Source organism: Embleya scabrispora, assembly GCF_002024165.1.
GTDB classification, from domain to species: Bacteria; Actinomycetota; Actinomycetes; order Streptomycetales; family Streptomycetaceae; genus Embleya; species Embleya scabrispora_A.
In genome coordinates, this window is the sequence record NZ_MWQN01000001.1 from 6,605,503 (window position 1) to 6,626,810 (window position 21,308).

Sequence of the window (21,308 nt, forward strand, 5' to 3'; positions counted from 1 at the left end):
TCGATAACCCCGACGTCCCCGGTGAAGGGCAATTCCATGGTCAAGCACGGATTTCGCAAGGCGGCAGTGATCGCGACCGCGGTCATCTTCGGCTCGATGGCCTCGCTCTACATTCCGGCGGCACGCGCCGCGCAGACGCCCCGAGAGCCGCTGACGCCGGACAGCTTCCTGCCCGCGCAACTGCTGTTGCCCTTCCAGAGCGCGGTCTTCAACACCCAGGGGGCGGTGCGCTTCGGCTGACCGCCCCGGGTGGCGGGGGGCCACGATCCGGTGTACGGGCGGGGGCCGACGGCGCGCGGGCCGGCGTGGGCGGTGCGCGGATCGGCGTGCGCGGACCGGGGGCGGCGTGCGAGCCGCCGCGGGCGGTGCGGGGCCGCCGCCGTCGGTGCGGGGCCGCCACCGGCGGTGCGCAGGCCGACCCGGGTGGTGCGCGGGCCGGTGTGGGCGGTACGGGCCGGTGTGGGCGTCGTGCGGGCCGGTATGGCGGTGTGCGGGCCGGCGTTGGCCGTGTGCGGGCCGACGCGGGCGGTGCGCGGACCGTGGTCGGTGTTCGGGCCGATGCGGGCGGTGCGCAGACCGGTGTGGGCGGTGCGCGAGCCGACGTGGGCGGTGTGCGGGCCGGTGGGCGGTGCGCTGGCGGGTGTGGGTCGGTGTTCGGGCCGACCCGGGCGGTGTTCGGGCCGGTGTGGGCGGTTCAGGCCGGTGTGGGCGGTGCGCGAGCTGACGTGGGCGGTGTGCGGGCCGGTGGTCGGTGTTCGGGCCGGCCCCGGCGGTGCGCGGGCCGTGTGCGGGCCGGTGGGCGGTGCGCCGGCGGGTGTGGGTCGGTGTTCGGGCCGACGCGGGCGGGGCGCCGACCGGTCTGGTTGGTGTTCGGGCCGACCCGGGCGGTGCTCCGGCCGACCCGGGCGGTGTGCGGGCCGGTGTGGGCGGTTCAGGCCGGTGTGGGTGTTGGGCGGACCCACGCCGGTCGGGCCGGTTGCGCCAGGCGGGCGATCCCGGTGTCGGGGAAGTCGCGGCGGTGCGGGCCGCGACCTCCCCCACCACCCCGGGATCGCCCCGCGCCGGTCGGCTACTTCAGCTGACCGGCGATCGCGGCCAGGCCCTCGGCGGCGTACTTCTCGTCCAGGTCGCCGGCGGGGGCACCGGCCACCCCGATGCCCACGATCGGGGCGCCGTCCACCGCCACCGGTACCGCGCCGGCCAGGAACAGCGTGCCGGGGATGTCCCGGAGCGAGGCGCCCGGCGCGGTCACCCGCTGGGCCAGCGCCGAGGTCGGCGCGTTCCACGACACGGCGGTGTACGCCTTGCGCCGGGCCGACTCCTCCGACTGCGGGCCCGCGCCGTCGCCCTTGAGCACCACGCGCGTCGAGCCGTCGCGGGCCACCACGACCACGGTGACCTTCTGGCCGTCCTTCTCGGCGGCGTCGAGCGCGGCCTGCGCGGCCTTGCTCGCGGCGTCCACGCCCAGCGTCTTGACCTGCACCACGGCCGGCGCCGGCCGCGCGTCGTGCCGGGCCTCGGTCGCGCTCGGCACCTGGGCCGCCGCGACGCCGGCGGTGACCGCGCCGACCGCCGCCAGCGAGAAGACCCCGGTCAGTACCCGACCACGCGTGGAAAAGTTGCTCATCGTCCTACCTCTTTCGCATCTCCCGCGACAGTCCCGCGCCGTTCCCGAGCGGTCGTCGTCGGGTTGTTGTCCCGATGCCTCCACCCTCCCGGCCGCGCGCCCGCCCGCCATCGGCAAAGCCGCCGGTCCCGGCACGCCGGTCGGGGGGTGCGAAGATCAACCGATCGGCCGATCCGCGCCCGGGCGAGCCGGCCCACGGTGGAGACGACCGTCGGTCCGCGCGCGTCGCGCGTGATCGAGCCGACCGGGACAGGGAACAGGTACGTCGTGCCCCGACAGCGAACACAACCGTGGCCGGTCCGGCACGCCGGACTGGTGATCCACGCGGGATTCCTGCTGCTGCTCACCGCGTCGCTGGGCCGCTACACGGTCCGGCACGGCACCGACGGCCGGGCCCCGTGGGTGTTCGCGCTGGCCGCACTGCTCGCCGCGCTCTACCTGGCCGGCCTGGCGCTGCCGCCGGAGCGTTCGCCCGCCCGGCTGGCCTGGCTGGCCGCGGTGCTCGCCGCGTGGCTGGCGCTGGTCACCGCCGCGCCCAGCTTCGCGTGGTGCGCGGTGCCGCTGCTGTACACCGGTCTGCGGGTGCTGCCGACCCGCGCGGCGATCGGCACGGTCGTCCTGCTGACGACGGCCGTGGTGATCGCCCAGTATCGGCTCGCCGACACGATCGACCCCAGCCTGTTCCTCGGCCCGCCCGCGGTCGCCGCGATCGCCACCGCCGTGTTCACCCGCATGCGCAGCGACCAGGAACGGCTGCGCGCCACGGCCGCGGAACTCGCGGTCAGCGAGCGCCGGGCGGGCACGCTGGCCGAACGCGAGCGGTTGTCCCGGGAGATCCACGACACCATCGCCCAGGGCACCTCCAGCCTGCGCATGTTGCTCCAGGCCGCCGACCGCGCCTGGGACACCGACCCGGCGGCGGCCCGCGCGCACGTACGCCGGGCCGAGCGGGTGGCGGCGCTCGGCGTGGAGGAGACCCGCCGCTTCGTCCGGGACCTGGCGCCCGTCGAACTGGCCGACGCACCCGGCCTCGCGGGCGGCCTGGCCCGGGTCGTCGACCGCTTCCGGGCCGACGACGGGCCCGACGTCACGCTCGCCGTGGACGGACGACCCCGCCCGCTGCCCGCGCCGGTCGAGGCCGCGCTCACCCGGACCGCCCAGGGCGCGCTGGCCAACGTGCGCGAGCACGCCGGGGCCCGGTCGGTGCACGTGACCCTCACGTACCTGCCGGACCGGGTCGCCCTGGACATCCGCGACGACGGCGACGGCTTCGACCCGACCCTGCCCCGCGGCGGCGACCTGCGCGGCTACGGCCTGCCCTCGCTGCGCCGCCGCCTGGCCGAGGTCGGCGGCGAACTCACCGTCGAAAGCGCCCCCGGCGAGGGCACCGCCCTGGCCGCCACCGTCCCGGACGCCGCGGCCCCCACGACCCGCACCTCGCCCCCGCTCGCCGACCCCGACCCCGGAGCCGCCCCGTGACGCCGATCCGTCTCGTCGTCTGTGACGACCACGCCGTGGTGCGGGCCGGGCTGCTCGCCCTGTTCGCCGGTGAGGACGGGATCGAGGTGATCGGGGAGGCGGCCGGCGGCGAGGAGGCGGTCCGGCTCGCCGCCGCGCTGCGCCCCGACGTGGTGCTGATGGACCTGCAACTGGTCGGCGGGATCGACGGCGTGGAGGCCACCGGGCGACTGCTTGCGCTGCCCGAGCCGCCACACGTTCTGGTGTTGACCATGTACGACACCGACGCGGACGTCTCGCGCGCGATCGAGGCGGGCGCGGCCGGCTACCTGCTCAAGGCGGGCAGCCCCGAGGACCTGTTCCGGGCCGTGCGCGACGCCGCCGCGGGCCGCACCGTACTGGCCCCGGAGGTGGCCGCCCGCCTGTTCAGCCGGATGCGCAGGCCGGACGGCGCGCTCACCGTCCGCGAGGTGGAGATCCTGCAACTGCTCGCGCGCGGCGTGGGCAACGCGGAGATCGCCCGCCGATTGTTCATCTCCCAGGCCACGGTGAAGACCCACCTGGGCCACATCTACGCGAAGCTCGGCGTGGACACCCGTACCGCCGCGGTCAGCGTCGCCACCGAGCGGCGCCTGATCCGGCTCACCTGACGACCCGTCACCCGCGGCCCCGACGGCCTTGCCAAGGCAACTTCCACACTCCATAGTGCTAAACACAGTCAAGCATCCAGTGTGCGGAGTGTGCCATGCCTTTCGGACCCGACACCACCACCGACGAGGTCCTGGCCGGCCTCGACCCGAGCGGTCGCACCGTGCTGATCACCGGCGGCACCTCCGGCCTGGGCCGGGAGAGCGCGCGGGTGCTCGCGGCGGCCGGGGCGCGCGTGGTGGTGACCGCGCGCGACGCGGACAAGGGCCGGGCGGCGCTCGCCCAACTGCCCGACGGCGTCGAGTACGCCGTGCTCGACCTGACCTCGCTCGCCTCGATCCGCGCGGGCGCCGCGCAGGTGCGCGAGCGCTTTCCCCGGGTGGACGTGCTGATCAACAACGCGGGCGTGATGGCCACCCCGTTCGAGCGCACCGTCGACGGCTTCGAGCTCCAGTTCGGCACCAATCACCTGGGCCACTTCCTGTGGACCAACCTGCTCGTGTCGACCCTGGGCGCGGGCGCGCGCGTGGTCAACCTCAGCTCCGCCGGACACGTCGCCTCGGACGTGCGCTGGGCCGACCCGAACTACGAGAGCGCGCCGGAGGAGTACCACCCCTGGACGGCGTACGGCGCGTCCAAGACGGCGAACATCCTGTTCACCGTCGAACTGGACCGCCGGCTGCGCGAGCGCGGCGTGCGCTGCTACGCGGTGCACCCGGGCATGGTCGCGACCAACCTCGGCCGATACCTGACCCCCGCCGCCGGGCGGGAGTTGCACAAGAAGGTCACCGCCGCGAAGATGCCGCCGCTCAAGCGGGTGGAGAGCGGCGCCGCGACCCAGGTATGGGCGGCGACCGCGCCCGAACTCGCGGACGTCGGCGGGGTGTACCTCGCCGACTGCGCGATCAGCGCCGAGCACGCGCCGTGGGCGCTCGACGTCGCCGCGGCGGCGCGGTTGTGGACGCTCTCCGAGGCGCTGGTCGGCCAGGACTTCCCCGGGTGAGGGTCTACACCGGGATGGACCCCCGGCTGCCGCTGCGCGAGGTGCCGGCCCACGCGCGGCGCGTCGAGGCGGCCGGGTTCGACGGACTGGGCGTGGCCGAGACCGTGCACGACGCGTTCGCCGCGGCGCTGCTCGCGCTGGAGCACACCGAGCGGATCGTGGTGCGCACCTCGGTGGCCCTGGCGTTCGTGCGCTCGCCACTGCTGAGCGCGTACGGCGCGTGGGACCTGGCCCGGTTCTCCGGCGGACGGTTCGAACTCGGCCTGGGCAGCCAGGTCCGGCAGAACATCGAGGACCGGTACGGGATGCCGTGGTCGGCGCCGGTGGCGCGGATGCGGGACTACCTGGGCGCGGTCCGGGCCGCGTTCGAGGCGTTTCGCACCGGCGAGCCGCCCGCCCACCACGGCCCGCACCACCGACTCACCCGGATGCAGCCCTACTTCAACCCCGGCCCGGACCGGGAGACCGCGCCGCCGAGGATCCTGCTCGGCGGGGTCGGCCGGGGGATGTGCGCGCTCGCGGGCGAACTCGCCGACGGGCTGGTCACCCACCCCACCAACTCGAACCCGCGCTACCTGCGGACGCTCGCCCGCCCGGCCGTGGCCGAGGGACGCGCCCGCGCGTCGGCCCCGCGCCGGTTCGAACTCGTCGCGGGCACGCAGGTGATCGCCGGTCCGGACCGGGCCGCGCTCGACGCGGAACGCGAGCGGCAGCGGCGGCTGTTCGCGTTCCTGTACTCCACGCCCGCCTATCGCGGCACGCTCGAGCTGTACGGCTGGGGCGAACTCCAGGACCGGCTGGGGGAGATGATCCGCCGCGACGCGTGGGCGGAGTCGGGTCGGCTGGTCACCGACGAGGTGCTGGACACGCTCGTCCCGATGGCCACCTACGAGGAGTTGCCCGACCTGATCACCGCGCGCTGGGCCGGTCTGGCGGACGCGGTCACCGTGCCGCTGCCGGGTGATCCGGCGCACGACGGGCGGATCCGGGACGTGGTGCTCGCGCTGCGCCGGGCGTGAAAGGGCGGCCCCGGCGCGGCGGTTCGCCGTTTTGCCCAGGGGGTGGAACGGGGGCGACGGACCCGCGAGCGGGGGGAATGCCCGCGGGCCCGTCTTCCTCGGCGGCGCACTGGGGGGAGGTGCACGCCGCCGGCCACCCCGCCGGTACCGTCCCGGGCCCGGCGGGAGCTTGAGGCCACGATGCCCGGTCGACGGCCCTCCGCGCCGGAGGATCGCCGATTCCGGTCCGCAGCAATCCACAAACACAGTCCACCTGACGAGGATTGGACCTTTCAGGGCGGTCCGATCATGCACAGAATGGGAAGTGGCTCGTCGTTTTGCGAGCCGATTCCTTGGTGTCGTCCGGAGGATTTCGTGAACGCGTCCGTCGCCTGGTTCCTCTTCCTGTTCTCGGCGGCCATCGTCCTGCTCGGGCCCCGATACGGCGCCGACTCGCGCGACGGCGCCGACCGGTCCGCGCTCGGGAGGCGCCGCCGACCGTGAGTGCTGCCGCCCGAGAGTGGGCAGTGCTTCGCGGGCGAGATATCTGACGGATGGTCAGAATTGCCGGGTCGCACCCGTACAGGCGGTCTACGGCGGCGAATTCCATCGAGTGATCTTCCGGCGGGGGGCACTCCCGGTCCTTCGCGACGACCGCTAGCATCCGCGCTGAGGAGCTGCCGGAAAGCCGAGCGCGCGGAATCCGCCGAACCCGGGAAAGCGGGGGTCGGGGTGGGCCGTCCGGTGCCGTCCGGTATCGAGAGCCGCAGCCCACCCGGGGGTCCATCTCCATGCACAGCGTCATTCGCCGTCGTCGCCCGCGCCCTCGGTCCCTCGGCACGGGCCTGCTCGCGGCGGCGATCGTGCTCGCCGCGCTCGCCCCGGTGGCCGCCGCGGCGCCGGCCGGCATCCGCTCCCGACCCGCCGCCCCGACCGCGCCGGGCGGCAGCACGCAGGTGCAGACCCCCGTCGCCGGGGCCGGCGACCATCGGGTCACCGTCCCGGCCGGCGCGACCGCGATGACCGCCACCGTGTACGGCCGGGCGGTCGGCGGCACCCAGGGCACGTCGGTGGCCGGCTCCGCCGCGGTGAGCGCGGGCGGTCCGCTCCAGGCCGGCGCGACGCTGGTGGTACGGATCGCCGACGACGGCACCACGCTGTTCTCGGCCTCGACCCCGCTGCCCTGGCTGCACGCCCCCGCCGCGGCCGCCGGTCTGCCCTACGCCGATCCGCTCGTCTTCCCCGGCGCGCAGGCATCCGCCACCGGCGGCGTCGGCGACGGCCACGCGCTGCTGTCCTTCACCGTGCCCGCCGCGCAGGTGGGCGACGTGCTGCCGGCCATCGACTTCGGCGCCTCGCCCGTCGGGCAGAAGGCCACCCGCAACCTGCCGATCACCGCGAGCGGCGACGTGCCGTTCATGATCTCCGCCGCGACCGCGGACGGCCCGTTCGCGATCGACCCCGGCGGCACCACCTGCGCCTTCGGCCCGGACACCAACGTGCCCGGCGGGTCCTCGTGTTCGTTCGCCGTCGTGTTCACCCCGACCAAGCGCGGGGCCGCCACCGGCAAGCTCACGCTGACCGGCAACATCCCGGGCGGCAGCCGCACGGTGACCCTGGCCGGAGTGGGCAGCGGCAAGCCGGGCGCCCCCGGCGGGTTGTCGGTGACGGCCGGACAGGGCCAAGCCGTGCTCTCCTGGATGCCGCCTGCCGACACCGGTGACAGTCCGCTCACCAACTACCTGATCCACCGCTCGACCAACGGCGAGGCCGCGGCCGGTCCGCCGCTCGCCACCCTCGGCGCGGACACCCTGACCTACACCGATCAGGGCCTGGACAACGGCACGACCTACTCGTACACGGTGAGCGCGGTCAACGCGGTCGGCGAATCCGATCCCTCCGCCGCCGTCGACGGGGTGCCCTCGGCCGCGCTGGTGCTGCCGGCCGCCGCGCTGCCGCCCGCGACCGTCGGCCGCGCCTACACCGCCAAGCTGGCCGCCCAGGGCGGCACCGCCCCGTACCACTGGATCGCCGACGACCCGCTGCCGCCGGGCCTGACCCTGGACCCGGACAGCGGAGGAATCACCGGCACACCGACCGCGGCCGGCGAGACCGGCTTCGGCGTCACCGTCTCCGACAACGCGCCGGCCAAGCACGAGGCCAAGGCCCGCTTCGGGATCACCGTGACCGCCGCGGTCGAGGCCGCCGGGCCCGCGCGCGCCGCCCTCGCGCCGGGTGACGGCGGCGGTGGCGGCAGCGCGGGGACCTCGACCTGGCTGTGGGCGATACTCGGCGGCGTCGGCCTGATCGGCGTGGTGATCGCGATACGCCTGCTCCGGGCCCGCCGCGCCTGAACGACCGCGCGCCCGTGCGGACGCGCGTGCGCCCTCCCACCGGGACAGGGCGCCCGTGTGCCCCGCCCGAAGGGCCTCCCCGCCCCGGTGCGGCGACCGAGGGTCGTCCCGTGCCGGGGCGACCCGGCCGGGCGTCGTGGAGGGTGGCGCGGGTCCCGAATACTGTGTGCTCTGTCCTCCGGGGGAGCACCCCCGACCCCAGCCGCTACCCCCGTGGGCGGATCGGCCCGCGGGAAGACGGCGCCGGCGACACATACGATCGTCGACGCCTCGTCCACCGTGGGCGCAGACCTGTGTCACGTCACAAGGAGCATCTCTATGCCCGCGCCGGCAGGCGACCCCCAGGCCAAGGAACACGAGCTCGCCGCGGAGCAGGGCCACGTCGACCGCTCCTACGCGCGCCTGGAGCACATGCGCGACGAAGCCCAGGCACTGCTGCGGCAGGGCTACCGGCAGGCGCAGGTCGGCACCCGCGCGGCCCTGGTCGAGCGCGACGTCATGGTCTACCGCGCCGAACTGTGGGCCCGCTCACTCGACGCCGCCGACGACGGCCTCGTCTTCGGACGGCTCGATCAGCTCGACGGCGAGACCCGGCACATCGGCCGAATCGGCATCCGCGACGAGGACAGCGAGGTGCTGGTCGTCGACTGGCGCGCCCCCGCCGCCGAGGCCTTCTACCGCGCCACCCCCGACGACCCGCGCGGGGTGGTCCGCCGCCGCGTCCTGCACTGCCGGGGCCGCTCGGTCGTCGACATCGAGGACGACCTGCTCGACCCGGACGCCGCCGGCGACATGGTGATCATCGGCGACGGCGCCTTCCTGGCCGCGCTCTCCCGCACCCGCGACGGCTCGATGCACGACATCGTGGCCACCATCCAGCGCGAGCAGGACGAGGCGATCCGGGCGCCCATCGACGGCTCGGTCCTGGTCCGCGGCGGCCCGGGCACCGGCAAGACCGCCGTCGCGCTGCACCGCGTCGCGTACCTGCTCTTCCAGTACCGCCGCCGGTTCGGCTCGCGCGGCGTGCTCGTGGTCGGCCCCAACCCCCGCTTCACCGCCTACATCGAACGGGTCCTGCCCTCCCTCGGCGAGGGCGGCGCGGTGCTGCGCTCCCTCGGCGACCTCGTCGACGGGGTCGATGCGGCCTACCACGACGACGCCGCGGCGGCCCGGCTCAAGGGCGCCGCCATGATGAGCGGCCTGCTCCGCCGCGCGGTGGCCGACGTACCGGCGGGCGCGCCGACCGAGTTCGCCGTCTCGCACCGCGGCACCCGGATCGTGCTCGACCACAAGGCGCTGCGCCGGATCCGCCGCGAGGTGCTGGCCAAGAACCGAGGCGGCCCGAACACCGCCCGCCTCCAGGTGGCCCGGCAACTGCTCACCGAGCTGTGGGGCCGGCTGCTCTCGCGCGGCGCCGGCCGCGGCGAGAAGGACGCCTTCCACGAGGACGTGGCCGCGCGCGACGAGTTCGCCGCGTTCCTGCGCGCGTGGTGGCCGCTACAGCGGCCGGTGGACGTGCTGGCGGGGCTGGCCGACCCCGAGCGGCTGCGCCGCTTCGAGCGCGACCTGACGCCCGAGCAGGTGACGGTGCTGGCCGGCTCCTGGGCGCGGACCGCGCGCACCGGCGAGGTCTCCTTCCACGACGTGGCGCTGATGGACGAGCTGACCGGCCTGCTCGGACCGCTGCCGCGCAAGCGCACGCCGGCGCACGGCAGCCCCGACGAGGACAACCCGTACGTGGTGGACGGCCGGGACATCTTCAGCGGCGAGACGGTCGGCCGGGACGTGCCCGACGAGATCACCGAGGTGACCACCTACGCCGACCGCATGTCCGGCGGGCGCGGCGCGCGCCGGGCGCGCGACGAGGACGAGGACGAGCCGGTCGAGTACGCGCACATCGTCGTCGACGAGGCCCAGGACCTGACCCCGATGCAGTGGCGGATGCTCGGCCGCCGCGGCCGGCACGCGACCTGGACCATCGTCGAGGACCCCGCGCAGAGTGCCTGGGAGGACCCGAGCGCGTCGGCCGAGGCGATGGCCGGGGCGCTGCGCGAACGCCGCCGGTACGAGTTCGAGCTCACCACCAACTACCGCAATCCGGTCGAGGTGGCCGACGTCGCGGCCCGCGTGCTGGTGCGCGCGGTGCCCGGGGCCCGACCGTCGCGGGCGGTGCGCAGCGGCGGCGAGCCGCCGACGGTGCACGCCACGGCGGGGGAGCGGGCCGGCCCGGTGGTGCGCAAGCTGGTGCGCGAACTCCTCGACGCGGTCGAGGGCACGATCGGCGTGGTCACCCCGGTCGGCGCGACCGAGGACCTGGCGGCCGACCTGGCCGGCCTGGAGGCGCGCGTGCAGCTGATGGACGCGCTCGACGCCAAGGGCCTGGAGTTCGACGTCGCGGTGATCGTCGACCCGCGCGGGATCGTGGAACAGTCCCCCAACGGCATGCGCACGCTCTACGTCGCGCTGACCCGGGCCACCCGGCTGCTGGCCGTGGTCACGGGGGACCCGGACTGGACCGCCGAACTGCTCGGCGTCGAGCCGAGCTGACACTTCCCGGCCGTGCCCGGACGCCGGGCCCGCGGCCGGTCGTTCGCGAACGCCGGACGGGCCCGATCGCCTCGGTCCGTCCGGTGTCTCGCGGCCGGACACGTCTCAGGCGGCCCGGTCCGCGCACAGTTCGCGCAGCGGGGCGATGACGCTGTCCGGGCGTTCGGTGCAGACCATGTGGCCGCAGTCCGGGGCGATGTGCAGTGTGGCGTCGGGCAGTTCGGCGGCCAGTGCCCGGCTGTGGGCGAGCGGGGTGAGGCGGTCGTGGGCGCCCACCACTATGTGCACGGGTATGGTGCCCAGCGCCGCCAGCGCACCCGCCTTGTCGTGCCGTACCAGTGCCGGGAAGAAGCCGCACACGGTGGTCATGGGCGCCGCGAACAACATCCGCGCGCACTCGCGCACCAGGATCGGATCGGCGTCGGGACCGAACAGGCTCCGGCGCACGATCCGCAGGTGACGCGGTCGGTCCGGGCCCGGGAGCAGCGTGCGACCCCGGGTGAACACGCGCGGATACCGCTGTCCGAACGCGAAGAACCGGGTCTGCGCGACCGACCTGAGCCGCACCGACGCGGGGAACCCGCGGCCGGTCGGCACCAGGTCGCCCGCCGACGTGCCGACCAGGACCACCCCGGTGATCCGCGACCCGAACAGCTCCGGCCGGGCGGCGGCCAGGGCCATGATCGTCATACCGCCCATTGAGTGCCCGCACAGCACCACCGGGCCCTCGGGCGCCACCGTGTCGATCACGTCGGCGAGATCGTCGCCGAGCAGGTCGATCGTCCACGGCGAGGCCCGTCCGGCGGTGGATCGCCCGTGGCCGCGATGGTCGTAGGTGACCACCCGGACACCCGCCGCCACCAGCGCCTCGACATGGGGCCGCCACACCTCGCCGTGCAGCGTCCAGCCGTGTGCGAAGACCACCGTGACGCTCGCGTCCGGCGCCCCGGCCACCCGCGCGACGAGCGCCGCGCCGTCGCCGGTGTGGATCGTGATGTCGTGCCGAAGGAGAGTCCCGGTGTCCCCGGTGTCCGTCGCCATGTCCGCCTCCCGCGCGTGCGCCCCTCCGTTACTTTCTACCCACCGGTAACGGGGCCCGAATACCCCTCCGCCGACAAAGCCGGCGCCGATCCCACCCCGTCCGGCGAGAGCGCGGGCCCGGCCGGGACCAGCGTGCTCGCCTGCCGCCGTCGGGACACCACGCGCACCAGCGGTTCGAAGACCGAGCCGAGCAGCCGCGAGCCGACGTCGATCGCGGTGGCGTCCGCGCCGACGAACACCCGGGACCGGCCGCGCCGCACCCCGCTCAGGATGATCCGCGCCGCGCGCTGCGCCGAGGTGCGCGAGACCGAGTCGTGCAGGGCCACCACGCGGCCCTTGTCGTGTCCGGCGGCGGCGCGCGAGTTGCGCACGATGTTCGTCCGGATCCCGCCCGGGTGCACGGTGGTCACCCCGACCCCGGAGCCGGAGACCCGCTGCTCCTGGCGCACCGACTCGGTGAAGCCGCGCACCGCGTACTTGGCCGCGCAGTAGGCGCTCTGCGAGGGCACGCCGAACAGGCCGAACACCGAGGAGATGTTGACCAGGTGCCCGTCGGGCGAGCGGCGCAGGTGGGGGAGGAAGGCCTTGGTGCCGTACGCGACGCCCCAGAAGTTCACGCCCATCAGCCACTCGAAGTCGTCCCAGGACATCTCCTCGACGCCCGCGGTCAGCGCCACGCCCGCGTTGTTGACCACCAGGTCCACCCCGCCGAAGCGCGCGGCGGTGGCGTCGGCCCAGGCCAGTACGGCTGCCCGGTCGGCCACGTCGAGGACCTCGGTGTGCACCTCGCGAGCACCGAGCCGGACGGCCCGTGCCGCGGTCTCGGCCAGTCCCTCCGCGTCCACGTCGGCCAGTGCGAGGCGCGCGTCGTGCGCGGCCAGTTCCGTGGCCAGTGCCCGGCCGATGCCCGATCCCGCGCCGGTGACGACGCACACCCGTCCGGTGAAGTCCCGTATCACGCGCACTCCCTGGGGTTAATCGGATAATCCGATAACTGGCCTGTGCATCCCGTCGAGACACCGTCCGCGTGGGCCGGCGCCGCCATCCGGAGGCTACTGAGAGCCCTGATCGGCACGGAAGACCGGGTCCGGACCGGCCGATGGGCGGCCGGGGCGGGCGGCCGGGAAGCGCGTCGTGACCGAGGCGCGGACCCGGGAAGCGTCACCGAGACGCGTGATCGGGGGGTGCGGCCGAGACGCGTGGCCGGAGCACGCCCAGGTGCATGATCGCGGCACGCGTGGCGGTCCGCGTGCCGGGGAAGGTCCGCGTGGTAGGCAAAGGACGATCGGGCGCACGCAAGGGGTGTCGCCCGCCGCGCCGGATGAGGAGTACGACGATGGCCGGGACGCAGTACCAGGTGGTTCAGGACGGTGCCGGGCGGCCCACGGACGCGCCCTGTTCGCACCTCGACACACTGCCCGACAACGTGCGGCCGGGGTCGACCGAGGGCTGCGAGGACTGTCTGCGCGACGGCACCCGGTGGGTGCATCTGCGCGAGTGCCTGACCTGCGGGCACATCGGCTGTTGCGACAGCTCGCCGAACCGGCACGCGACCGCGCACTGGCACGCGGCCGACCATCCGCTGGTGCGCTCCTTCGAGCCCGGCGAGGAGTGGGCGTGGTGCTACGCCGACGAACTGGTCGCGGTGCCCGTGGACTGACCCGCCGTCGCCCGGGCGCGGGTGGGCCGCGTCGCGCCCGGGCGATTGTCGGTGCGGCTGCCTAGACTCGGCCGCGTGGTCGATGAAGCCCCAATCCGCGGGAGATTCCGATGAGTGACCTGGTCGCGACGGACGGCGCCGACGTGGTCGAGGAGCAGTTCGAGCCGTTTCGGGTCGAGCTCACCGGCTACTGCTACCGCATGCTGGGCTCGGTCTTCGAGGCGGAGGACGCGGTCCAGGACACCATGGTCCGCGCCTGGAAGAGCTTCGACCGCTTCGAGGGCCGCTCGTCGGTGCGCTCGTGGTTGTACCGGATCGCCACCAACGTGTGCCTCGACAGCCTCAACGGACGCGAGCGCCGGGCCCGCCCGATGGACCTGTCCTCGCCGGTGCCCGCCTCCTCCGCGCTGACCCCGGCCCGACCCGAGGCCACCTGGATCGAGCCGATCCCCGACGGCCGGGTCGTGCCGAGCGTGGCCGACCCGGCCGAGGTGGCGGTCGCGCGCGAGAGCGTACGACTGGCGTTCGTCGCCGCGCTCCAGCACCTGCCCCCGCGCCAGCGCGCGGTGCTGATCCTGCGCGAGGTGCTGGCCTGGAAGGCGAGCGAGGTGGCCGAACTGCTCGGCAGCTCGGTCGCCTCGGTCAACAGCGCGTTGCAGCGCGCCCGCGCCGCGCTCGCCGAGGGCGAGATCACCGCGACCGACCCGGTCCGGCCGATGGACGAGGAGCAGCAGTCGCTCCTGGCCCGCTATGTGGACGCCTTCGAGCGCTACGACCTCGACTCGCTCACCGCCCTGCTGCGCGAGGACGCGACCCTGTCGATGCCGCCGTACGAGCTGTGGCTGCGCGGGCACGCCGACATCCGCGAGTGGTTCCTGGGCACCGGCATAGGTTGCCGGGGTTCGCGTTTGGTACCGATCGTGGCCAACGGCACGCCGGGCTTCGGCCAGTACCGTTCCAGCGGTCCCGGCGGCAGCTTCGAGCCGTGGGCGCTCCAGGTCATCGAGATCTCAGAGGGGCAGATCATCGGCCTCAACGCGTTCCTGGACGTGCCACACCTGTTCCCGCTGTTCGGCCTCCCGGCGACACTCGACGCCTAGCCCCGCCGCCCTCGGGCCGGCCCGGACGATCTCGTCCAGGCCGGTCAGGGCGAGCAGGTCGCGCAACTCGCCCGACGCGCCGCGCAGACGGATGCATCGGCCGAGTCCGCGCGCGGTCAACTGGAGGCGGGCCAGTGCCTCGATCACGGCCAGATCCGGGCGGACCAGGGCGCTCACGTCGCACGGGAAGGGGTCGGTCCGCTCGCGGTGGAGCAACTCGACCAGGCGCGCACACAGGCCGGGCACATCCGCGCGGGTGAGCGGGGCGTACACGATCAGGGCGGCGGCGGGCTGCGGGGCGGCTGGTTCGGGTGGCTCGGGTGGTTCGACCATCGACGACCTCCTGTGACGACGCTGTACCCGGTTATGACCGTTGCGCCGGGCAAAACTCATCACGAGCCGTGGGCCCGGGGCCGCGCGGCGAGTGTGAAGGTTTGATCAAATCCCTTGTGAAGTCGTCGGTTTGGGTGTCGTAGGCTGACGCCGTACCGACTTCGAGGGGATGACACGTTGTCCGAGCAGGACTGGGCGCCCACCGGGATCGACATCAGTCGTCCCCACCCCGCCCGTGTGTACGACTACCACATCGGCGGCAAGACCAACTACCCGGTCGATCGTGAGCTTGCCGAACGGTTCATCGCGGTCGCCCCGCAGACCTCGGTCACCGCCCTCGACAACCGGGCCTTCCTCGGGCGCGCGGTCCGCTACGCGGCCGAGCAGGGCATCGACCAGTTCCTCGACATCGGCACCGGGATCCCCGCGCCGGGCAACACGCACGAGGTGGCCCAGGAGATCGTGCCCTCGGCCCGGGTGGCCTACGTGGACAACGACCCGATCGTGCTCGCGCACGCCCGCGCGTTGATGCCCGCCACCGATCGGGGCCGGACCACGTTCACCATGGGCGACGTGCGCGAGCCGGAGAAGATCCTGGCCGCCCCCGAGGTGCGCGAGGTGATCGACTTCGACCGCCCCGTGGGGCTGCTCCTGGTGGCGATCCTGCACTACGTGGCGGACGCCGAGGACCCGGCGGGCATCGTGAACCGACTGCTCGACGCGGTGCCTTCGGGCAGCCTGCTGATCGCCTCGCACACCACGTCGGACTTCCTGCCGCCGATCTCGGCGGAACGAGTGCTGGAAATCAACGACGACGCCGAATTCATGCTGCCCCGCCCACACGCCACCATCGCGAGCTACCTGACCGGCGTCGACCTGGTCGAACCCGGCCTGGTCCAGGCCCCGTTGTGGCGCCCGGAGGAAGGTACCGACCTTTCCCCCGAGCGCCTGTCCCAGTCCTGGATCTACACCGCGGTCGGCCGCAAGGCGTAACCGCCGCGCGCTGTGCGCTGCGCGCCAACCGGGTGCGAACAGCCCCGACCCCTGATGCCCGGGGCCGGGGCCGGGGCTGCCACGGTGCTAGGTGGTCGGCGCCGGTCCGATCTCCACTCTGCCGCCGCCGGGTTCGTCGAGCCATGCCCACTGGTCGTCACCGGTCACGGTGACCCCGTGCCGTTCGCGTGGCGGCTCGCCCTGATCGCGCCACGCCGCGTAGGCGGCTTCGATCTCCGCCCACAGGTCACGTGGCCCGTGCTCGTTCACCTCGTAGGTGTCCACGCCGGGTTTGTAGTCGATGGCTGCCCATGACGTTCCGTCGGCGTACCAGACCGTGAACTGTTCGGCTCTGTCGCCCGATCCGAAGAACGTGCGGTGCTCCACCTCGGGCAGCCGCAACCCGATCGCGAAGTCGGCGTGCTCCTCCCGGATGGGTCGCGGATCCGTCGTGGTGTGTCGCACCCGGGCCGTGTCCGGGTCCGCGATGACGTCGCCCACCAATCTGCGGTCCTCGAACCGGCGGCGCTGCGACCGGGCGAACATGAACGCGGCGTTGCCGACGAACCGGCCGCTTGCCGTGCCGTCGCCCGCGACGACCAACCGCAACAGCGAGCTGTTGTTGTACGGCGTGCCCCAGGGCGTCACGATCACCCCACCGGGGCGTACCTGCTCCACCCACTCGTACGGCACGCGTTGAACCGCCATGGTCGCGATGAGGCGGTCGTACGGCGCACCTTCCTTGTGCCCCCGCAATCCGTCGCCGACGATCAGCGTCGGTTCGAAGTCACGGGCGGACAGGGACTCTCGGGCTCGGCTTGCGACGGTCGGGTCCACCTCGATGGATGTCACCCGACCGTGCGTCAGTGCCGTGGCCAACAGCGCTGTCGACCATCCGGTTCCCGTGCCGATTTCGAGCACGTTGTGATCGGTGTGCGGATCGAGCCGTTCGAGCATGAGCCGAACCAGGAACGGCATCGACACGGACGACGTGGGGATCATGTGGCCGGCGTCGGTCCCGTCGTCCACCTGGGTAACGAGGGGGATGTCCGCCGCTACGGCTTCCTCCCATGCGTTTGGGTCGGTGCCGCGGTCGATCCGTGCGTCGTCATCGCCCGCCCACACCACGTCGGGGACGTAGGGGCGACGGGGTGTGTCCGCGAACACGCGATCCCACAGGGGGCGAGTGTCCGTCACTCGTCCTTGTCCTTCGGGTCGGTGGGGTCGTTCGACGGGATCGGCTTGTCCTTCGGCCATCGGCCGTCCTTGTCACGATGGGGGGTCTTGCCGTCCCCGTCGTTGCCGGGCCTTCCGTGCTCAGCCATCGTCGTACCTCCCGAGGTGTCGAGTCGGTACCCATGCTGTGCCTGCCCGGCGGCCGCAGGAGGCCGAATACCCGAAAGTGTTGGGTTTGTTCGGCTTGGTGCCCGCCCGCCGGAGGCGGTGGGCGGGCACCGGGACTCGATGGGACTTGGGTGCGGGGGAGTCAGCGGGACGGGGACGGCGGGAGGGTGTCCTCCACCGCGGCTACCAGGGCGCGCAGGAGTGGGGTTTCGTCGATCCAGGCGACCGCGTCGCCGCGGCGACGCGGGTCTGCGTCGGCGCGGATCGCCGCCGCGTTGCGTTGGAGCCAGGCGGCGGCGTTGGCGCAGTGGTACGGGTGCATGTCGGCGATCTCCAGCACGTCGCCGCCCGCGGTGGTCCAGGTCAGCTCCTGGTTCAAGAGCGCGGCCCACGCGCCCTTGCGGTGCCGGCCGCGGGCGATCAGCGCCTGGCGGCCGGCGCGGGTGATGCCCATGTTCCGGCCGCGCAGCGGTACTTCGGTGCCGAGGCGGACCAGTCGGCCGCGCTGGAGGGTGGCCAGGGTGCGCAGCGAGATGCCGGGTGCGCCGGGCCGCCCGCCGTCGGGGTGGGTGCGCACGGTCTTGGTGTCGATCCGGGTCAGGGCCCGGCGCACGGTCGCGGGTTTCACGGGGGTCAGCCGGGTCATGGTGTTGATCGTGGACATGGAGGATCCTCCTCTGCGTCGAGCCGCGGCGGGTCGGCCGCGGTGGCGCTCAACCCATGTGTCGAGCATCCCATCCGGCACCGACACCGGGCCCGCTGCGACCTGCGCGTATGTGGGGCCAAGTCCGGCTTGTGGGACGGGAGTTACCGCCGGGGTCAGGTGGGTTGCCAGAGCGGTTCGGCGGAGCCCCACGGGGTCGGCGGGTGCGGCCGGGCGGCGGGCAGGCCCGGGAGTTCGAACGGCGGCCGCGCGTGGACGAGTCGACCGATCGCGGTGTCGGTTACGCCGAGGTGCGGCGCCGGGTCGAAGGGTTCGGCGACCTCGGGTTCGCCGGGCGCGTACCCGGACATCAGCCAGTGCGCGGTCCGGGCGAGGGCGAGGTCGATCCGGCTGCCCCGATGGCTCGCCCGACGCACGCTCAGCGCGCGCAGCACCGCCGCCGCGAGCAGGTAGCCGGTGGCCCGGTCGAGCACCTGGGTGGGCAGTGCGCCCGGGTTCGGGTCCTCGCCCGCCTCGATCCGGGCGATCCCGCACGCGCCCTGGACCAGGCTGTCGAAGCCGCGCCGGTTCACCCATGGGCCGGGCCCCCAGGCGTTGAACGCGGCGGTGATCAGGCCGGGGTGTCGGGCGGCCAGGGTGTCGTGGTCCAGGCCGAGCGCGGCCATCGCGTCGGTGCGGTATCCGGTGATCACCACGTGTGCGCCGGCGAGCAGTTCGTCGAAGCGGGCCCGGTCGCCGCGCTCGCGCAGGTCGAGCAGCGTGGAGCGTTTGCCGAACGCGTTGTCCCAGTATTCGCCCGGGTTCTCCGGCAGGTGCGGGGAGTCCACGCGCAGGACGTCGGCCCCGAGGTGGGCGAGGGTACGGGTGCCGGTGGGGCCGGCGAGGACCCGGGTGAGGTCGAGTACGCGGACCCCGGCGGCGGGCGCGGCCGCGGGCCCGACGCACCAGGGGTCGCCGACGTCGGTGGGGGAGAGGTCGAGCAGCGGCAGGGCGGCCGTCGCGGCGCCCTGCGGGTGGGCGGCCCACTCGGCGGGTGTACGCACCGCGAAGCCCAACGCGCCGTGTGCCGCGAGCAGTTCCTCGATCTCGGCGCCGGTGCGCTCGGCCAGGGCCTCGATCGCCGCCGCCGGAGTGTCCACGCCGAGCGCGGCGAACGCGGCCGCGCGGTGGTGCGGGTAGTTCCCGTGCAGGCGCACCCAGCCGTCGGCGCAGCGGTGGAAGCGGGAGAGCGGGTGCATCGACACCAGCGGTTGCCCGGCCAGGCGCAGATGGCGGTCGCTGCCCACCGCGACGGCCGCGGCCCGGCTGTCCAGGACCACCGGTGCGGGGTCGGATCCGCCGCGGGCGACGGCGAGTTCGCGGGCGGCCAGGGCGGCGGCGCCGATCGAGGCCTGGGCGAGCGCGGTCACCGGCAGCGCGGAGGACAGCGTGTGCGCGGGGCCGGTGAAGATGATGTGCGCGCGGTCGGCGGGGTCGCCGCCGAGGGCGCGCCAGGCCTGGTCGAGGAGTTGCGCGGGGGTGCTACGCATCGAGACCTCACAGTTCGGCGAACCTCACAGCCCTGGGTTGCCTGTTCGAGGCGTCCCGAGGGCAAACTAGCGGGTCGGCGATCTCCGAGCGTGGCCGCGTCCGCACTGTGGGCGGCCGAGCAAACCTTTGGTCACTCGTTTGTGTAGGGGTTGTGCGGTTTGCCCCCTGGGGGTGGACCGTATTCGAGACTCGAAGCATGAGGCGGATCTGGGGTGGGGACGGCGATTCGGGGCTCGGGTCCCACGACGCCCTGCTCAAGGACGCCCGGTTGAGTGTGTCGGCCCGCGGTCTGGCCGTGTATCTGTTGCTGTTGCCCGACGGGGCCCGGCCCGATCCCCGGGTGCTGGGTTCGCGGCCGGGACAGAGCGTGGCGTCGATCGCGGGCTGTCTGGACGAGTTGGCCGAGGCGGGCTATCTGACCCGGTCCGCCGCGGGGCGCGACGCGCACGGGGGGCTGCTGGAGCAGGTGCGGCTCGCGGCGAATCCGGGCGAGCACGCGGCGGCGGCCGGCCGGGTGTTCCGGTGGCCGGTGCCGGGCCCGGCCGGGGCCGGGTGAGGCGCGGGTCGTCGTTTGCGGCTCACATGTCCCGCCATACGGGCGCGCGGCGTTCGCGGAAGGCGACGGCGGCCTCGGTCATGTTGCCGGTGAAGGTGCCCAGGACCTGGGTGCGGTTCTCCAGTTCGATCTGTTGGCGCAGCGAGGCGGCGCCGATTCCGGACCACAGGCCCTTCTTGGTCATCCAGACGCCGTATTCGCTGTTGGTCGCGATCGCGCGGGCCAGGTCGAGGGCGGCGGACACGTGTGCGCCCGCCTCGGTGCGGGCGTTGAGCAGGCCGTACCGGTCCGCCTCGGCGGCGTCGAAGTGGCGTCCGGTGAGCATCAGTTCGGCGGCCCGGGTGGGGCCGACCAGGCGCGGGAGCAGGTAGCTGGTGCCGACGTCGGCGGAGGACAGGCCGACCTTGATGAACACCGAGCCGAAGCGGGCGCTCGCGTCCGCCACGCGCAGGTCGCAGGCCAGTGCCAGGGCCAGTCCGCCGCCCACCGCCGCGCCGTGCACGGCCGCGATCACCGGCTTCTCGCACTCGTGGACGGCCAGGATCAGCTCGGACAGGTGTTCCTGCGAGCGGTAGACGTGTCCGACCGGGCCGCGGTCCTCGGCGTCGGGCGCGTGGTCGGGGTCGCCCGACAGGTCGGCGCCCGAGCAGAAGCCGCGCCCCTCGCCGGTCAGCACGATCGCGCGGATCCCGCGCTCGCGGTGCAGCGTGCCGAACGCCGTCTTCAGGTCCGCGACCATGGTCGCGGACAGGGCGTTGAGGCGGTCCGGGCGATTCAGGCGGACCACGGCGAGGCGGGGTTCGGGGTATTCGACGCGCACGTATTTCATGTGACTCAGTCAAACAGATTGACCCGGTGAAGGAAATGCCCGCACCTCGGGCGCGAGGCGCCGTCCCGGGTGAAGTTACCTGCGGGTAGCATCGCGCCCATGAGCGAATCGACGATCGACTTCGATGCCGTCGCCGAGGGCCTGCGCGCCTCGGTGCCCTTCGTACGCACCCTCGGCCTGGAGTTCGTGGAACTCGCCGCCGACCGGGCGGTGCTGCGCCTGCCGGACGAGCCCGCGCACCACAACCACATCGGCGGCCCGCACGCGGGCGCGATGTTCACCCTCGCCGAGTCCGCCTCCGGCGCCATCGTGATCGCCGCGTTCGGCGACCAATTGGCCCGGGCCACCCCGCTCGCGGTGGACTCCACCATCCGCTACCTCAAGGTCGCGCGCGGCCCGGTGCTGGCCGAGGCCCGGCTGGGCCGGCCCGCCGCCGAGGTGATCGCCGAACTGGACGCGGGCACCCGGCCCGAGTTCGTGGTGGCGATCACCATTCGGGACGAGGCGGGCGTGACCACCGCGGAGATGACCGTCACCTGGACGCTGCGTCCCCATCGCGCGTAAGTCCCGCACACTCGGGCAGGCAAGGCCCCGTACCCGGTCGGGAAGATCCCGATCACGTG

Annotated in this window: 22 protein-coding genes; 13 read left to right on the plus strand and 9 right to left on the minus strand. The window is 74.0% G+C overall.

Annotated features, from left to right (window positions below; genetic code table 11):
- The first annotated feature begins 21 nt into the window (after positions 1-21).
- Positions 22-240, plus strand: coding sequence for a hypothetical protein (locus tag B4N89_RS48005; RefSeq protein ID WP_101897204.1), 219 nt, complete (start codon positions 22-24; stop codon positions 238-240).
- 829 nt (positions 241-1,069) lie between these two features.
- On the opposite strand, the gene B4N89_RS29005 is transcribed toward B4N89_RS48005, so the two are convergent.
- A complete protein-coding gene (locus B4N89_RS29005; protein WP_078978721.1) occupies positions 1,070-1,627 on the minus strand; it encodes a GlcG/HbpS family heme-binding protein in 558 nt (185 codons plus the stop codon).
- A gap of 267 nt (positions 1,628-1,894) precedes the next feature.
- Between B4N89_RS29005 and B4N89_RS29010 the strand changes: the two genes are divergently transcribed.
- The 7 genes from B4N89_RS29010 (at position 1,895) to B4N89_RS29035 (ending at position 10,635) form a co-directional block, all read left to right on the plus strand.
- A complete protein-coding gene (locus tag B4N89_RS29010; protein WP_078979714.1) occupies positions 1,895-3,106 on the plus strand; it encodes a sensor histidine kinase in 1,212 nt (403 codons plus the stop codon).
- Positions 3,103-3,735: a response regulator gene (locus B4N89_RS29015; RefSeq protein ID WP_078978722.1), complete on the plus strand. Its 633-nt coding sequence runs from the start codon at positions 3,103-3,105 to the stop codon at positions 3,733-3,735. The genes B4N89_RS29010 and B4N89_RS29015 overlap by 4 nt, the downstream gene beginning before the upstream one ends.
- 95 nt (positions 3,736-3,830) lie before the next feature.
- A complete protein-coding gene (locus tag B4N89_RS29020) occupies positions 3,831-4,736 on the plus strand; it encodes an SDR family NAD(P)-dependent oxidoreductase (protein ID WP_078978723.1) in 906 nt (301 codons plus the stop codon).
- Positions 4,733-5,755: a TIGR03617 family F420-dependent LLM class oxidoreductase gene (locus B4N89_RS29025; protein WP_078978724.1), complete on the plus strand. Its 1,023-nt coding sequence runs from the start codon at positions 4,733-4,735 to the stop codon at positions 5,753-5,755. The genes B4N89_RS29020 and B4N89_RS29025 overlap by 4 nt, the downstream gene beginning before the upstream one ends.
- 354 nt (positions 5,756-6,109) lie before the next feature.
- On the plus strand, positions 6,110-6,238 hold the full coding sequence (locus B4N89_RS52720; protein WP_268812529.1) for a hypothetical protein: 129 nt from the start codon (positions 6,110-6,112) through the stop codon (positions 6,236-6,238).
- 287 nt (positions 6,239-6,525) lie between these two features.
- A complete protein-coding gene (locus tag B4N89_RS29030; protein WP_078978725.1) occupies positions 6,526-8,088 on the plus strand; it encodes a putative Ig domain-containing protein in 1,563 nt (520 codons plus the stop codon).
- Between the two features lie 318 nt (positions 8,089-8,406).
- Entirely contained in the window at positions 8,407-10,635 is a 2,229-nt protein-coding gene (locus B4N89_RS29035) for a HelD family protein (protein ID WP_078978726.1), read from the plus strand.
- Between the two features lie 105 nt (positions 10,636-10,740).
- Here B4N89_RS29035 and B4N89_RS29040 read toward each other — a convergent pair whose 3' ends face one another.
- Both B4N89_RS29040 and B4N89_RS29045 read right to left on the minus strand, forming a co-directional pair.
- Positions 10,741-11,676 (minus strand): alpha/beta fold hydrolase, encoded by a 936-nt coding sequence (locus B4N89_RS29040; protein ID WP_078978727.1) that lies wholly within the window; start codon positions 11,674-11,676, stop codon positions 10,741-10,743.
- A gap of 35 nt (positions 11,677-11,711) precedes the next feature.
- Positions 11,712-12,635: an SDR family NAD(P)-dependent oxidoreductase gene (locus tag B4N89_RS29045; protein ID WP_201260928.1), complete on the minus strand. Its 924-nt coding sequence runs from the start codon at positions 12,633-12,635 to the stop codon at positions 11,712-11,714.
- 377 nt (positions 12,636-13,012) lie between these two features.
- On the opposite strand from B4N89_RS29045, the gene B4N89_RS29050 reads away from it, so the two are divergent.
- Together B4N89_RS29050 and B4N89_RS29055 are read left to right on the plus strand one after the other, a co-directional pair.
- Positions 13,013-13,336: a ubiquitin carboxyl-terminal hydrolase 14 gene (locus B4N89_RS29050; RefSeq protein ID WP_078978728.1), complete on the plus strand. Its 324-nt coding sequence runs from the start codon at positions 13,013-13,015 to the stop codon at positions 13,334-13,336.
- A gap of 110 nt (positions 13,337-13,446) precedes the next feature.
- On the plus strand, positions 13,447-14,436 hold the full coding sequence (locus B4N89_RS29055; RefSeq protein ID WP_078978729.1) for a sigma-70 family RNA polymerase sigma factor: 990 nt from the start codon (positions 13,447-13,449) through the stop codon (positions 14,434-14,436).
- On the opposite strand, the gene B4N89_RS29060 is transcribed toward B4N89_RS29055, so the two are convergent.
- A complete protein-coding gene (locus tag B4N89_RS29060; protein ID WP_078978730.1) occupies positions 14,347-14,769 on the minus strand; it encodes an STAS domain-containing protein in 423 nt (140 codons plus the stop codon). The two genes, B4N89_RS29055 and B4N89_RS29060, sit on opposite strands and share 90 nt — an antisense overlap.
- 177 nt (positions 14,770-14,946) lie before the next feature.
- Here B4N89_RS29060 and B4N89_RS29065 point away from each other — a divergent pair, with 177 nt between their 5' ends.
- Positions 14,947-15,762: an SAM-dependent methyltransferase gene (locus B4N89_RS29065; RefSeq protein WP_078978731.1), complete on the plus strand. Its 816-nt coding sequence runs from the start codon at positions 14,947-14,949 to the stop codon at positions 15,760-15,762.
- An 87-nt stretch (positions 15,763-15,849) separates the two neighbouring features.
- Here B4N89_RS29065 and B4N89_RS29070 read toward each other — a convergent pair whose 3' ends face one another.
- The 4 genes from B4N89_RS29070 to B4N89_RS29085 form a co-directional block, all read right to left on the minus strand.
- Complete coding sequence (locus B4N89_RS29070) at positions 15,850-16,959, minus strand: methyltransferase domain-containing protein (protein ID WP_235618837.1); 1,110 nt, start codon at positions 16,957-16,959, stop codon at positions 15,850-15,852.
- Positions 16,956-17,087: a hypothetical protein gene (locus B4N89_RS52725; protein WP_268812530.1), complete on the minus strand. Its 132-nt coding sequence runs from the start codon at positions 17,085-17,087 to the stop codon at positions 16,956-16,958. The genes B4N89_RS29070 and B4N89_RS52725 overlap by 4 nt, the downstream gene beginning before the upstream one ends.
- A gap of 161 nt (positions 17,088-17,248) precedes the next feature.
- Positions 17,249-17,770: a hypothetical protein gene (locus tag B4N89_RS29080; protein ID WP_078978733.1), complete on the minus strand. Its 522-nt coding sequence runs from the start codon at positions 17,768-17,770 to the stop codon at positions 17,249-17,251.
- A 155-nt stretch (positions 17,771-17,925) separates the two neighbouring features.
- The gene (locus tag B4N89_RS29085; protein WP_078978734.1) at positions 17,926-19,299 is read right to left on the minus strand and encodes a CoA transferase; all 1,374 of its coding nucleotides are present in this window, start codon (positions 19,297-19,299) and stop codon (positions 17,926-17,928) included.
- Between the two features lie 197 nt (positions 19,300-19,496).
- Here B4N89_RS29085 and B4N89_RS29090 point away from each other — a divergent pair, with 197 nt between their 5' ends.
- A complete protein-coding gene (locus B4N89_RS29090; protein WP_078978735.1) occupies positions 19,497-19,856 on the plus strand; it encodes a hypothetical protein in 360 nt (119 codons plus the stop codon).
- 22 nt (positions 19,857-19,878) lie between these two features.
- Here B4N89_RS29090 and B4N89_RS29095 read toward each other — a convergent pair whose 3' ends face one another.
- Positions 19,879-20,685 (minus strand): enoyl-CoA hydratase/isomerase family protein, encoded by an 807-nt coding sequence (locus tag B4N89_RS29095; RefSeq protein ID WP_078978736.1) that lies wholly within the window; start codon positions 20,683-20,685, stop codon positions 19,879-19,881.
- Positions 20,686-20,784: 99 nt separating this feature from the next.
- Here B4N89_RS29095 and B4N89_RS29100 point away from each other — a divergent pair, with 99 nt between their 5' ends.
- Complete coding sequence (locus B4N89_RS29100) at positions 20,785-21,249, plus strand: DUF4442 domain-containing protein (protein WP_078978737.1); 465 nt, start codon at positions 20,785-20,787, stop codon at positions 21,247-21,249.
- Positions 21,250-21,308 lie beyond the last annotated feature (59 nt).

Coding starts and splice junctions, on each gene's coding strand:
- B4N89_RS29005 (WP_078978721.1), bottom strand. CDS start 1,627: ATGAGCAACTTTTCCACGCGTGGTCGGGTACTGACCGGGGTCTTCTCG.
- B4N89_RS29020 (WP_078978723.1), top strand. CDS start 3,831: ATGCCTTTCGGACCCGACACCACCACCGACGAGGTCCTGGCCGGCCTC.
- B4N89_RS29030 (WP_078978725.1), top strand. CDS start 6,526: ATGCACAGCGTCATTCGCCGTCGTCGCCCGCGCCCTCGGTCCCTCGGC.
- B4N89_RS29035 (WP_078978726.1), top strand. CDS start 8,407: ATGCCCGCGCCGGCAGGCGACCCCCAGGCCAAGGAACACGAGCTCGCC.
- B4N89_RS29040 (WP_078978727.1), bottom strand. CDS start 11,676: ATGGCGACGGACACCGGGGACACCGGGACTCTCCTTCGGCACGACATC.
- B4N89_RS29050 (WP_078978728.1), top strand. CDS start 13,013: ATGGCCGGGACGCAGTACCAGGTGGTTCAGGACGGTGCCGGGCGGCCC.
- B4N89_RS29055 (WP_078978729.1), top strand. CDS start 13,447: ATGAGTGACCTGGTCGCGACGGACGGCGCCGACGTGGTCGAGGAGCAG.
- B4N89_RS29060 (WP_078978730.1), bottom strand. CDS start 14,769: ATGGTCGAACCACCCGAGCCACCCGAACCAGCCGCCCCGCAGCCCGCC.
- B4N89_RS52725 (WP_268812530.1), bottom strand. CDS start 17,087: ATGGCTGAGCACGGAAGGCCCGGCAACGACGGGGACGGCAAGACCCCC.
- B4N89_RS29080 (WP_078978733.1), bottom strand. CDS start 17,770: ATGTCCACGATCAACACCATGACCCGGCTGACCCCCGTGAAACCCGCG.
- B4N89_RS29085 (WP_078978734.1), bottom strand. CDS start 19,299: ATGCGTAGCACCCCCGCGCAACTCCTCGACCAGGCCTGGCGCGCCCTC.
- B4N89_RS29090 (WP_078978735.1), top strand. CDS start 19,497: ATGAGGCGGATCTGGGGTGGGGACGGCGATTCGGGGCTCGGGTCCCAC.
- B4N89_RS29095 (WP_078978736.1), bottom strand. CDS start 20,685: ATGAAATACGTGCGCGTCGAATACCCCGAACCCCGCCTCGCCGTGGTC.
- B4N89_RS29100 (WP_078978737.1), top strand. CDS start 20,785: ATGAGCGAATCGACGATCGACTTCGATGCCGTCGCCGAGGGCCTGCGC.